The organism is Cognatishimia sp. (assembly GCF_049116455.1).
Classification (GTDB): Bacteria; Pseudomonadota; Alphaproteobacteria; order Rhodobacterales; family Rhodobacteraceae; genus Cognatishimia.
In genome coordinates this window covers 1-12759 of record NZ_JAGDYW010000003.1, presented here as the reverse complement: position 1 = coordinate 12759, position 12759 = coordinate 1, and the positions used below count along the sequence as shown (strand labels likewise).

General features: G+C 53.1%; 14 protein-coding genes and 1 tRNA gene. 3 read left to right on the top strand and 12 right to left on the bottom strand.

All coding sequences use genetic code 11. The features are described from left to right. Positions 1–90 precede the first annotated feature (90 nt). From tsf to JXQ85_RS04785, 5 genes are all read right to left on the bottom strand, one after another. Positions 91–966 carry a translation elongation factor Ts gene (tsf, locus tag JXQ85_RS04805; RefSeq protein WP_421747750.1) on the bottom strand — a complete coding sequence of 292 codons (876 nt, stop codon included), beginning with the start codon at positions 964–966 and terminating at the stop codon, positions 91–93. Positions 967–1046: 80 nt separating this feature from the next. Next, positions 1047–1832 (bottom strand): 30S ribosomal protein S2, encoded by a 786-nt coding sequence (rpsB, locus tag JXQ85_RS04800; RefSeq protein WP_421747749.1) that lies wholly within the window; start codon positions 1830–1832, stop codon positions 1047–1049. 230 nt (positions 1833–2062) lie between these two features. After that, a complete protein-coding gene (locus tag JXQ85_RS04795) occupies positions 2063–2902 on the bottom strand; it encodes a lysophospholipid acyltransferase family protein (RefSeq protein WP_421747748.1) in 840 nt (279 codons plus the stop codon). A gap of 1 nt (position 2903) precedes the next feature. Continuing rightward, positions 2904–3677, bottom strand: coding sequence for a GNAT family N-acetyltransferase (locus JXQ85_RS04790; protein WP_421747747.1), 774 nt, complete (start codon positions 3675–3677; stop codon positions 2904–2906). Between the two features lie 136 nt (positions 3678–3813). After that, complete coding sequence (locus JXQ85_RS04785) at positions 3814–3996, bottom strand: DUF3553 domain-containing protein (protein WP_421747746.1); 183 nt, start codon at positions 3994–3996, stop codon at positions 3814–3816. Between the two features lie 27 nt (positions 3997–4023). On the opposite strand from JXQ85_RS04785, the gene JXQ85_RS04780 reads away from it, so the two are divergent. After that, positions 4024–4608, top strand: coding sequence for a histidine phosphotransferase family protein (locus JXQ85_RS04780; protein WP_421747745.1), 585 nt, complete (start codon positions 4024–4026; stop codon positions 4606–4608). On the opposite strand, the gene JXQ85_RS04775 is transcribed toward JXQ85_RS04780, so the two are convergent. From JXQ85_RS04775 to JXQ85_RS04745, 7 genes are all read right to left on the bottom strand, one after another. Beyond that, complete coding sequence (locus JXQ85_RS04775; protein ID WP_421747744.1) at positions 4609–5874, bottom strand: glutamate-5-semialdehyde dehydrogenase; 1266 nt, start codon at positions 5872–5874, stop codon at positions 4609–4611. It abuts the gene before it with no gap. A 72-nt stretch (positions 5875–5946) separates the two neighbouring features. Next, positions 5947–7053: a glutamate 5-kinase gene (gene proB / locus JXQ85_RS04770; RefSeq protein WP_421747743.1), complete on the bottom strand. Its 1107-nt coding sequence runs from the start codon at positions 7051–7053 to the stop codon at positions 5947–5949. Further along, positions 7041–8087: a GTPase ObgE gene (gene obgE / locus JXQ85_RS04765; RefSeq protein WP_421747742.1), complete on the bottom strand. Its 1047-nt coding sequence runs from the start codon at positions 8085–8087 to the stop codon at positions 7041–7043. The genes proB and obgE overlap by 13 nt, the downstream gene beginning before the upstream one ends. Positions 8088–8145: 58 nt before the next feature. Then, positions 8146–8685, bottom strand: coding sequence for a GNAT family N-acetyltransferase (locus tag JXQ85_RS04760; protein ID WP_421747741.1), 540 nt, complete (start codon positions 8683–8685; stop codon positions 8146–8148). A 339-nt stretch (positions 8686–9024) separates the two neighbouring features. Beyond that, positions 9025–9294 (bottom strand): 50S ribosomal protein L27, encoded by a 270-nt coding sequence (rpmA, locus tag JXQ85_RS04755; RefSeq protein ID WP_421747740.1) that lies wholly within the window; start codon positions 9292–9294, stop codon positions 9025–9027. Between the two features lie 23 nt (positions 9295–9317). Beyond that, on the bottom strand, positions 9318–9962 hold the full coding sequence (locus JXQ85_RS04750) for a 50S ribosomal protein L21 (RefSeq protein WP_421747739.1): 645 nt from the start codon (positions 9960–9962) through the stop codon (positions 9318–9320). A 236-nt stretch (positions 9963–10198) separates the two neighbouring features. After that, on the bottom strand, positions 10199–11017 hold the full coding sequence (locus JXQ85_RS04745) for a DUF2059 domain-containing protein (RefSeq protein ID WP_421747738.1): 819 nt from the start codon (positions 11015–11017) through the stop codon (positions 10199–10201). Positions 11018–11160: 143 nt separating this feature from the next. Between JXQ85_RS04745 and JXQ85_RS04740 the strand changes: the two genes are divergently transcribed. Both JXQ85_RS04740 and JXQ85_RS04735 read left to right on the top strand, forming a co-directional pair. Beyond that, a tRNA-Ser gene (locus JXQ85_RS04740) sits at positions 11161–11250 on the top strand. 112 nt (positions 11251–11362) lie between these two features. Beyond that, positions 11363–12382 carry an NAD-dependent epimerase/dehydratase family protein gene (locus tag JXQ85_RS04735; RefSeq protein ID WP_421747737.1) on the top strand — a complete coding sequence of 340 codons (1020 nt, stop codon included), beginning with the start codon at positions 11363–11365 and terminating at the stop codon, positions 12380–12382. Positions 12383–12759: the final 377 nt, after the last annotated feature.

Sequence of the window (12759 nt, the reverse complement as noted above, 5' to 3'; positions counted from 1 at the left end):
CTAGAGGTAGGAAACCCCTGCCCCAAAAGAAAACACCGCCCAAATGGACGGTGTTTCCTAGAATGATATCCGAAAGATATCGAAGAAGGCTTAGCCTTGAGCCGCTTTTGCAACTTCTGCAGCGAAATCTTCTTCTTTTTTCTCGATGCCTTCGCCAACCTGCATACGCACGAAACCAACGATTTCAGCGCCTGCTTCTTTTGCAGCTGCTTCAACAGTCAGGTCTGGGTTGATCACGAAGTCTTGGCCCAGCAGGGTGACTTCGGCCATGAATTTCTTCATGCGGCCAACGATCATTTTCTCGATCACTTGCTCTGGCTTACCAGATTCACGCGCGATCTCGATCTGAACGTTTTTCTCTTTTTCAACAACCGCTGCGTCCAGGTCCGCTTCGGACAGGGACTGTGGGTTTGCCGCTGCGATGTGCATTGCAACCTGCTTACCGAATGCTTCGTCGCCGCCTTTCAGCGCAACAAGAACACCGATGTTGCCCATGCCGTCAGTCGCTGGGTTGTGGACGTAAGACGTGACAACGTCGCCTTCCACAGATGCCATGCGGCGCAGAGACATGTTTTCACCGATTGTCGCGATTGCGTCAGTGATCACTTCGGAAACTGGTTTGCCGTTCAAGTCAGCATTTGCCAGCTCTTCAACAGAAGCAACGTTAACCGCTACGCCTGCGATGCCGGACACCATGTTCTGGAAGTCAGCGTTTTTACCAACAAAGTCTGTTTCAGAGTTAACTTCAACAGCAACACCTTTGCCGCCTTCAACTTTAACAGCAACCAGACCTTCAGCAGCCGTACGGCCGGATTTCTTAGCCGCTTTCGCCAGACCTTTGGTGCGCAGCCAATCGATTGCCGCTTCTTGATCACCATCAGTTTCAGTCAGTGCTTTTTTAGCGTCCATCATGCCTGCGCCGGTCATCTCGCGCAGTTCTTTCACCATTGCGGCTGTAATCGCCATCGTGGTTCTCCTGAGAATTTGAGAAGTCTTAATGAGGGCGGGCTTACCCTGCCCTCATGTCGATATTGTAACGCTAAAGCTTACGCTTCTGCTGGAGCCTCGGCTGCTGCTTCTTCAGCTACAGCTTCTTCTACTGGAGCTTCTTCGAATGCGCCAAGATCAACGCCAGCGGCGCCCAGCTGTGCGGACATGCCTTCCAGAGCAGCGCGGGCTGCCAGGTCACAGTACAAAGAGATCGCGCGGGACGCGTCGTCGTTGCCTGGGATGATGTAGTCTACGCCATCAGGAGAGCAGTTGGTGTCAACGATAGCTACAACTGGGATGCCCAGTTTGTTTGCTTCTGCGATGGCCAGTGCTTCTTTTTTCACGTCGATGACGAAGAGCAGATCAGGAACACCGCCCATTTCACGGATGCCGCCGAGGGATGCTTGCAGTTTGCCCTGGTCGCGTTCCATGTTCAGGCGTTCTTTTTTGGTGAGGCCTTCGCCGCCGCCTGCGATCTTTTCGTCAATCTCGTTCAGGCGTTTGATGGACTGAGAAACTGTTTTCCAGTTTGTCAGCGTGCCGCCGAGCCAACGGTGGTTCATGAAGTACTGAGCAGATTTCTCAGCAGCTTCTGCAACCGGAGCAGATGCCTGGCGCTTTGTGCCAACGAACAGAACGCGGCCGCCTTTTGCAACTGTGTCGCTGATCGCTTTCAGAGCCGCGTCCAACATTGGAACGGTCTGTGTCAGGTCCATGATGTGGATGCCGTTACGTGCGCCGTAAATAAACGGACCCATGCGCGGGTTCCAGCGCTGTGTCTGGTGACCAAAGTGTACGCCTGCTTCAAGCAGCTGGCGCATGGAGAACTCAACGTGAGCCATGCTATTCTTCCTTTTTCCGGTTTACGCCTGAGTGGGGGAAAGTGAGAGCGGATGCTCCAACCGGCGGACCTTTGAGGATTTCTCCCTCAAATGGACCAACCCCCACCTGCGGGATTGAATGGCCGCGCTTTACATTGGAAATCAGGGGCTGACAAGAGCTGAAGGTGCTTCTTTTTACGAAAAACCGCGTTTTATGGATATTTTGGCCAAGAAGACGCTTAGACCTTGTTTTATTGAGAGTTCAGCGTGCGGAAATGCCCGGATCTAACGCTGGCTTCGGTGTCTGCAGCAAGGGCTTTGCGGTTGGCAAAATCGGCGACGGAAACCGGCTCATGATAGATCACTTCCACATGTCCATGGCGCGCGGCAGCCAGCATCTGGAGCATATGCGCGCCAAATTCCATATCGCCCCACCAGCCGTAAAACCGAGAATCCACACCTTCGGGTGCGTGATAGTTCACGGTCACCGGTTGAATGTTCATGTGCTCTCTAAGTCCGTCAGCAAAAAAGGCTGCAAATAGCGTTGATTTGAACGGCAGAACACGCAGCGCATCGGTGGATGTGCCTTCTGGAAAAAAGAGGAGTTTCTGACCTGCAGACAGACAGTCTTCAAAGACGGTTTTCTGTGCGGCGGCTTCTTTTCGGTCGCGCGCGATAAACACGGTGCCTGCAATTTTGGCAATAAAGCCAATGCCAGGCCAGCGGGCCACTTCAGCTTTAGACACAAAGAACACCGGGTTCTTAGCGTTGAGTGTGAAAATATCGAGCCAAGAGGAATGATTGGCCACCACAGCACCACCAGTGCGCATCGGTGTACCTTTTGTTTGAAAGCGAATGCCCATCACCCGCAGGCTTAAGCGCGAGACAATCGCCGGAATATAGCCGCCAAGCGGACGCCGCAGTCCAAAAATCGGTTTTTCAATCAGCCGGATCAACGCAAGCGTGACAATCCCCAAGATCATGATCACGACGAGGACCAGACCACGCAAAGCAACCCGCATCCAGCCAAACAGCGTGATCGGAGCGCCAGCTGGATAGTCGTCATTGCCAGTCCAGGTCGGAGAGCTCATGTCAGGCCCCTCGCGTATAAATGCTGCGTTGGGTTGCGTTAAGTTTTTCAGTATCCATCACCAGGCAGACGTCCGTGGTGTTGAAATCACGATCCACAAAAGCGCCATCACCAATATAGCCCCCAAGCCGCAAATAACCTTTTATCAAGGCTGGCACTTCGCGCATTGCCTTGACGCGATTTATGTCAGCTTCGGCGCATAAACTCATGTTTTGATAGTGATTTTTCACAGCTCGCACCCGCAGATTTTCTGGTGCCAGATGGCGGTGGTGCAGCATCGAAAGCGACTCTTTCAAAGCGCCTATGTCGGTGCCGTGAAAGCTCGCAGTCCCAAAGAGGATTTCGACACCATGTTCGTGCACGTAATCCGCCAGCCCATTCCAAAGCAGATACATGGCTGCGCCACCGCGATAATCGGTATGCAGGCAGGAACGTCCGAGTTCCATCAACTTGCGGCCACTGTTTTTCAGCACCGTGAGGTCGTATTCACCTTCGGTATAATATCGACCGATCTTTGGCATCATATCGTCGCGCAGTAAACGATAAACGCCCACCACCTGATCCCGAACCGTGTCGCCGCGTGTGCTGTCGAGCAACATCAAGTGATCAAAATGTGGATCGTAAACATCCCGTTCTAGCTGCGCGTCATGATCCACCAGATCACCCTGCCCGCCCAATTCCTGCACGAACACCTGATAGCGCAAATGCTGTGCAGCACGGATATCTTCATCCGAACTGGCGAGTTTCAATGTAAAATGATCAGTGGCTGCGCGCATGGTCTCAACGGGCTCTTTTTTAAGCGGTTTTATGCTGCGTGCGCCGTATTAGCAACCGGCTGGCTTTTTTAGGATTCAAATGGTATCAACCTGAAATTGAATTTCGAATTAGTTTTTATTTAATAAATTTATAGCGTCATTCATTCATGACCGGCATCAACGCAACGCGGCTACTGTCCAGCACTACTTTTCCAGATTCCTGGAAATTGACTGTGATTTTGCCTGCAATATTGGACTGTACCTGTCCCAAGCCCCAATCAGGTTGGTTGGGGTGGCGCACAATCATACCGGGTTCAAGAAATGCGTTTAAATCTTCCATACCGCTGTTTTAGCGAGAAACACGACAATGCTTAAGCCCAATATTCACGAACTTGTTGCCTCGCGTATCTGTCATGATCTGATCAGCCCCATTGGAGCCTGCGCAAATGGCACGGAATTGCTAGGCATGGGAGGCGGTGAAGAAGAAATCAACTTGATTGCGCAAAGTGCTGCAAACGCCAGTGGACGCGTGCGATTTTTTCGCATTGCATTTGGTCATTGCGAAGACAAACAAACGGTTTCTGCCTCGGAAATCCAATCGATCTTGAAAACGGTGGGTTCCGATCGTTTGACCTTTGATGTGCGGATCAAAGGCGATGTGAGGCGGAATGAAGCGCAAGCGTTATTCTTGGCCATTCTATGTGTTGAACGGGCCCTACCGCGCGGCGGTGACGTTTGTTTAAAAAGGCTGGATGACGCCTGGAGCATCTCGGTCGATGCCGAAACCATGTTGATCACTGAAGCGCTGTGGAACCCGCTGTCAAACCGGCGGGCACCAGACGAGGTGATCCCTGCCACGGTGTCTTTTGCTTTGTTGCCAAAAGCTTTGGCATCACTGGGCCGCAACATCGGTATCCGCATGACAGACACACGGATACTGATGCAGTTTTGATTAGGCGCGGGTGGTTCCGTTGCCTTCGACCAGATATTTAAAGCTTGTAAGCTGCGCTGCACCCACCGGACCACGCGCATGCATTTTACCTGTCGCGATGCCAATTTCAGCACCCATGCCAAATTCACCACCATCAGCAAATTGCGTAGATGCGTTACGCATCAAAATCGCACTATCCAGACGTTGGAAGAACCGATCAGCCGCCTCGTCGTTTTCAGTGATGATGCAATCGGTGTGATTGGACCCAAACTGGCGGATATGCGCAATCGCGTCATCCACCGACCCGACTGATTTCGCGGCGATCACCATATCAAGGTATTCTTTACCCCAATCTTCATCCGTGGCGGCATCCGTGCCATCGATCACTTGCAAAGAAGCATCCGCACGCACGCTCACACCTGCATCTGACAGCATTTTCAAAACGTCTTTGCCGAGTCCATCAATCAGATCTTCGTGGATCAGCAGACATTCCGCTGCGCCACAAATCCCAGTGCGGCGGGTTTTGGCGTTCAAAACCACATCCATCGCCTTTTGCGGATCAGCGTCTTTGTCGAGATAGATGTGCACGATGCCTTCAAGGTGCGCAAACACCGGTACACGGGCTTCGCGTTGCACGAGGCCAACAAGGCCTTTGCCGCCACGAGGCACAATCACATCAACGGTATCAACCATGGTCAAGAGTTCCTGAACGGCCGCGCGATCACGGGTTGGAACCAGCTGAACCGCGTCCTCAGGCAAGCCTGCAGATTTAAGGCCATCAACAAGACAAGCATGGATTGCACCGGAGGAATGAAAGCTTTCAGACCCGCCGCGCAAGATCACTGCATTGCCTGACTTCAGGCACAGCGCACCGGCGTCAGCGGTGACATTTGGGCGGCTTTCGTAAATCACACCGATCACGCCAAGCGGCGTGCGGACACGTTTGATGTTCAGGCCAGTTGGGCGATCCCATTCCTCGAGAACTTCGCCAACAGGGTCTGCTTGGCCAGCAACCGCACGCAGACCGTCGCAAATCCCTTGGATGCGGTCTTCATCCAACATCAGGCGGTCCATCATCGCCGGGCTCAGACCTTTGTCGCGGCCATAATCCAGATCTTTGACGTTGGCGGCGATGATCTCATCGCGGCGCGCCCAAACGGCGTCTGCTGCTGCGTTCAGCGCCTGTTCTTTTTGTTCCGGCGGGGCAAAGGCCAGCTCTGCGCTGGCGGCTTTGGCGCGTTGGCCAATGTCACTCATCAGGGCGGCGATATCTGTGATGTCTTTCATCAGATCTATCCTTTGCTTTGTGTTCATGCCGAAGAGATGCCTCCGGCGGGGGTATTTATGCCAAAAAGAAAACTAGAGCGCCATGTCGTCTCTGTGAATGAGCGCGGTGCGGCCTTGGTATCCTAAGATGCTTTCAATCTTAGAGGACTTTTGCCCTTTGATTTGAGCGGCTTCATCGGCGGAATAGGTGCAGAGGCCCTGCCCCAATTTGCGCCCGTCAGTGGCGAGAATTTCAACTGGATCGCCGCGTTCAAAACTGCCCGTAACTTTGGTCACACCGGCAGGAAGTAGGCTTTTGCCTTTACCCAAAGCGCCTTCGGCACCCGCGTCCACCGTCAAAGCACCTTGCGGTTTCATAGAGCTGATCCAGCGTTTGCGCGCTAATTGCGGTGTGACTTGCGCCGTAAACCAAGTGGCATTCGCACCGTTTTCCAAAGCGGTTAGCGGACGCATGGCCGAGCCTTCAGTGATAGCCATAGCACAGCCACCGCCCGTTGCGGTTTTTGCAGCCAGGAGTTTGGTGATCATACCGCCTTTGGAAAGCCCAGAGAGGCCGTCGCCAGCCATGGCTTCGATCTCTGGCGTGATCTCATCAACAACTTCAAAGCGGACCGCATCTGGATTGCTTTGCGGGTTGTCAGAATAGAACCCATCGACGTCAGAAAGCAGAATGAGTTGATCTGCCCCAGTAGTCAGCGCAATTTGTGCCGCCAGTCGATCATTGTCGCCATAGCGAATTTCATCGGTCGCGACGGTGTCGTTTTCGTTTACAATCGGCACTACCCCCATCTTCAAGAGATGGTTAAGCGTGGCGCGAGAATTCAAATATCTCCGCCGGTTAGCGCTGTCTTCTAAGGTGACCAACACCTGCGCTGTCATAATGCCATGCGGTGCAAGGGCTTCCTCATAGGCCCGTGCGAGCCGGATTTGCCCAACGGCTGCCGCCGCTTGAGACTGATCCAAAGGCAGATCTTGGGAGGCAAGCCCCAAGGCCCCGCGGCCTAAAGCAATCGATCCTGATGAGACCAGCACAACATCAGTGCCCCGGCTTTTCAACCAAGCGACGTCTTCGGCCAAAGCCAGCAGCCAGTCCTTGCGCAATGCCCCATCGCTCCGGTCCACCAGCAAAGCAGACCCGATTTTAATGACCAGACGTTTCGCACTGGTTAGGGTTGCCAAGGTGCCTCTTCCTCATCCTCGATCTCGGCCCGCTTCATGCGCAGCCGATTGTCGTCAATCTGGCTTCGAAGCGCGCGTAGCACTTCGGTTACGTTTTCTTGGCTGGCCCCGGACATCAACATCACAGGCCCACCGATGGCCGTCTCGAGCTCTTCCTTCAGGAAGGCGCGTTCTTCGTCGTCCATTGTGTCGATCTTATTCAGCACAGTGATGCGCGGCGTTTCGGCCAAAACGCCACTATAGGCCTCAAGTTCGCCAATAATCGTCTCGTAGTCCTTCGCAGGATCGCCAGAGGTGCCATCCACGAGATGCAATAGAACGGCGCAGCGTTCAACGTGGCCTAGGAAAAGATCACCAAGGCCCCTGCCCTCGGATGCGCCTTCAATAAGACCCGGGATGTCAGCAACTACAAATTCAACGCCATCAACGCCCACAACACCGAGGTTCGGGTAAAGCGTTGTAAATGGGTAATCCGCGATCTTTGGGCGTGCGTTTGATGTCGCGGCCAGGAAAGTGGATTTACCAGCATTAGGCAGACCCAAAAGGCCCACATCTGCAATCAGTTTCAAGCGCAGCCAGATGGTGCGCTCAATACCCGGCTGACCGGGGTTCGCACGCCGCGGCGCTTGGTTGGTTGAGGATTTAAAGTGCAGGTTGCCCCAGCCGCCATTGCCACCCTTGGCAATCAGAAAACGTTGACCGACCTCAGTGAGGTCGGCAATCACTGTTTCTTGGTCTTCGTCCATGATCTCGGTGCCCACAGGCACACGCAGCACAATGTCGTCGCCCCGTGCGCCGGTACGGCCATTGCCCATACCGGATTGACCGGTCTTAGCAAAGAAGTGCTGCTGATAGCGGAAATCGATCAGCGTGTTCAGACCGTCAACTGCCTCTGCCCAGACAGAGCCACCGTTGCCGCCGTCACCGCCATCAGGCCCACCGTATTCGATGAACTTTTCACGGCGGAAAGACACACAGCCACCACCACCGCCACCCGAGCGGATATAGACCTTAGTCAGATCAAGAAATTTCATTGTGGTGGTCCTTTCAGGCGGGGTGTCCCCGCCTGTTACAGCATAGACGGGGGCAAGCTCAATCGAGTTTTAGGCTATATGTCCATGTTGGCACCGAGGCATTGCGTGCAACCGAGAAGTTTTCGGCATCGCCAAGGTATTGAAAGCCAGAATTGGTCAAAACACGGGCTGAAGCCGGGTTGTCCTGAAAGACGCTGGCAAAGAGAGTCTTTGACCCAAGCGGGTTAGCCGCAATCAAAGTGCGCACAGCTTCAGAAGCCACGCCGGTGTTCCAATAAGGCGGTGCAACCCAATAGCCGACTTCAGCCTGATCTTCAGACACGCGGTCCAGTGAAATCACACCCATCACTTCGGAATTTCCTTCCGCGGTGCCATCAATTGCCCAGATGTCTTCACTGCGATCCTCTTCGTGAGAGCGAGCAATAAAGGCTTCGGTCGCGCCCGGTGGCAGCGGGTGCGGAATTGACGTGGTCATGCGGGCAAGATCGCGCTCGCCCGCGTAATGTTCAATCATCCCCTGGTCAGAACGACGCAGAGGGCGCAGAACGAAACGTTCTGCCTCTATAACCGGTTGGTTCACAATTTTATCGTGCATCATCTGCACATCCTCCAAACATACCCAATCAGATCACAAATAGGTTTCGCAATCTGGCTCCTAATCCGGGTCTCAGGCTGGTAGGTTCTTCTGCGGGTTAAGCTGGAAATCGGTCCTCCCAAACCAAAATCTGGCCCCACTTCTGATCCGGCAGCATGTGCATCTTAGGTGGATGCAGCCCGGTTGCGTTACAAGGTTAGCATGACGCTAACGTGAAAATCTGGCCGAATTTCGACATCACATCTTCAGGAGAATTTTGAAAAGCTCAAAACCCATCTTAAAACGCAAAGGGGACCGGCCCTAAAGCCGATCCCCTAATTTTTTCAAAACCTTAAGGTCGGCTTACTCAGCGGCCTCCGCCACTGGGAGAACCGAAATAAAGGTGCGGCCTTTGAGGCCTTTGTGGAACTTTACGTTGCCTTCGGTGGTTGCAAAGATGGTGTGATCTTTGCCCATGCCTACGTTCTCGCCTGGCCACATCTTTGTGCCACGCTGACGCATGATGATGTTGCCTGCGACAACAGCTTCGCCACCGTATTTTTTGACGCCCAGACGACGACCCGCGGAGTCGCGACCGTTACGGGAACTACCACCAGCTTTTTTATGTGCCATATCGTTAGTCTCCTATACTTCGCTTACTTCGCCAGATCTTTGGCTTGTGCAACCCAGCCTTCGCGCTCGATGCGGCCTTTGAAAGACAGCTTCTCGTCGAATTCTGCGATTTCTGCTTCACCCCATGCCGCGATTTGCGCGAATGTGGTAACGCCAGCTTCCAGCAGTTTCTTTTCCAGAGCTGGACCAACGCCGGACAGTTTCTTCAGATCGTCTGCGCCTTCAGCAGCAGGTGCTGCTTTTTTAGGAGCGGCTTTCTTAGGAGCTGCCTTTTTCGCTGGTGCCGCTGCTTCCACAGCTGCGCCGGAAACGGAACCAGAACCGATCGCGGCTTTAACACCAGATTTGTCGGCACCTGATGCCAGGATGTCTGTTACGCGAACCAGCGTCAGTTTCTGACGGTGGCCAACAGTACGCTTAGAGCTGTGCTTACGACGACGTTTCACGAACTTGATCAGCTTTTCGCCTTTGATCTGGTCGATTACGTCCGCTTGAACAGCAGCGCCATCAACGAGAGGTGCGCCCACAACGGTTTTGTCACCGCCGAGCATCAGGATCTCGTTGAATTGAATTTTCTCACCCGCGTCAGCAGCCAGTTTTTCGACACGCAGAACATCGCCTGCCTGTACTTTATACTGTTTGCCACCGGTTTTCAGGACTGCGAACATGTCCCTTTTCCTTCATATGACCGCGTTCTGTGGCCCCTATTTCTAGGAGTTTTGGCCCTTCCTTGCAGAAGCACCGCCTCGAACTGCGCGTCCCTCACGGGACGTTGTTACAATAAGTTACGGCGCAAGGAATCCTTACGCCGATGCGCGCTTATGTTCCCATGTGGATAACAAGTCAAGCAGTCAACTTAGAAATGCTGTGTATTTCCGTTGAAAACTTGGGGGATCACGTGTGTTTACAACTCTTCGCTCGGCATCAGCTTATCCAGATGCAGCGCCAAAGCATCCATCCGGTCGCTCATCACCTGATAATGCACCGCATTCATGATCTGATAGACTTGCTGCATACGCTCATCTTCAAGCGCCAAAGTATAGGCCTCAAGCTCTTCGGCCGAAAACCCTTGATAGGTGTATGCACCCCCAGCAATGGATCCTTCCAAAATGGCGCGTCGTGTGGCTGGTTCATTTTCTTCGATCATCGCCCACAGCATGTCTTCGTCAAAGTCCTGCTCGATCACCCCGGCTTGGGATGCGGCCAACAAGAAGCGTACTTGAATGACCTGTACAGCTTTTAAACCCAATCCATCTGGATCAATTGCAACATGCATGCGCTGGAAATAGCCAATCTTTGGATCCCCGTCTTTGACCATACCGGCCACAATCTGGCGCCCTGCGATTTGCTTAAGCTCATCGTCATCCATGTGGGATAGATTTTCAGCCTGTACCAAACGTTGCCCCAGATCTGAGCCATAGAAATCAGACGCATGTTCTAAAAGGTCTTGATCCAGCTGCTCTTCCAGCAGATCCAGCGCGTATTCGACCATGTCCGCTGGTACAAAGGTCTTTTCGGTCTGATCCGCCCAAGCCTTGCCAAAGTCATTGCCTTCCAGCCCCAACATCGTGGGCGCACCGCCTGCCCCCACTGCAATCGATTCAATGGCGACATCAAATCCAGTGGTTTCTAAGAAATCTCTGACGTCCTCACGGTTCGCGGCAAAGACGCTGCTGGCGGTCAGAAAGGTCGCTGCAACGATGGAAAAAGCGGTTTTCAGCAAAAGGATCCCTCCGGAGTTATTCCTTAGTATCAACTTAGTACGGAACTTGGCTAAAACAATGTAAATCCCAGCTTGCACCGTTCAATTATCCGCTATAAACCGCCGAAACTTGGACCAACCAGACTGAAGTGTCTGACCTCAGCGGAGAGGTGCCGGAGTGGTCGAACGGGGCGGTCTCGAAAACCGTTGTCCCTTCACGGGGACCCAGGGTTCGAATCCCTGTCTCTCCGCCATACTCTCTTACGCAAAAGATATCTTAGAAACGGGCACCGTTTCAGGCCTAATATACCGATTGCGCCCAAAACCGTATCACCCTACGATTCAATTATTGTTTTGGAGATTTTATTGCGCTGTCTTGTTGTAGGTGGAACTGGTTTTTTGGGTGGCGCGATCACCGATGGGCTTTTGGCAGCAGGACATGATGTTTCTATCCTCTCTCGTGGTGAAACACGCCGGAGCATTCCGGGAGAGGCCATAACCATCCAGGCCGACCGATATGGTGTTCTCGATCATTTGCGGCAGCATAGGTTTGAATGGGTCTTTGACACCTGCGCTTACACACCTAAAGCCGTTGAAAACCTACTGCTGGCTCTTGGGGATCAAGTTCAACGCTATGTGATGATTTCTTCGATTTCGGCCTACGGCGCGTTTGCGAAAGCCAGATTGGATGAAACGGAGAATGTACCGACTGCAACAGAGGATGATCTTGCATTTGCAAGGGCGCTTCCCGCAAAAGACCGCGCCTCGGCCGCGGCCTATGGCGTAGCCTACGGTCGCCTGAAGCGCTCGTGCGAAATTACGGCTCAAGACATCCTAGGTACAGGCGCAACGTCACTTCGCGTGGGCCTCTTGATCGGCGCAGGCGATTATTCAGACCGGCTGACAGCTTGGGTTCGACGCATAGACTTGGCGCAAGGTGAACTATGCCAAATCCCCGCACCACGCCCTGAAAACGCGCGGGTTCAGTTGATCGATGTCCGAGATGTGGCTGACTTTGCTCTACTTTGTTGCAAAGGCGAGCTTCACGGAGTTTGGAATGTTACAAGCGAGGCAACATCCATGGCTGAAGTTCTCAGCACGATCCATCAGGTTACGCGATCTGACGCACATTTCGTATGGGTTGACCCGCAGACGATCACCAAAACAGGCCTTAGACCATGGGTTGATGTCCCACTTATGATCCCTGACGCCTCCGAATTCACGCATTTCATGAATGTAAGCACAGACAAGGCCCGTGCTGCGGGCCTTAAGAATCGCCCGTTGACAAAAACACTGACCCCCCTCCTGAAATGGGACCGTGGGCGCCGAAATATTGCATTGAAGGCTGGCATAACACCAGCACAAGAAAACATGCTGCTGTCCTGATCTACCCTCTTAAAACTGCACGGGTGTAAGCTTATCAGCGCCATAACCCCAAGCTCGCTTTGTAACGCTTCAGGATTTTCGCGCATTACTTCGCTCAATAACGCGCATTCGGATTGATCCAATTCATCAACTTGAACCATCCGATCTGTCGATGGCAGCGGTTCAATTTTCAGGCCGCGCAGCAGAGATTTCAAATCCAGAAATCCAAAAAAACGGGAATAAAGATGTCGTCACAACGCCCTCCAATCTAAGTTGAAACCAGATTACAAAGCACTTTTTCAGGACTGAAACTTTACAGGTGCAGGCGCCCAAAACGCAAAAAGCACCCCGTGGGGTGCTTTGCTTAAATCGAAAGTGGCGCGGTTGACGGGGCTCGA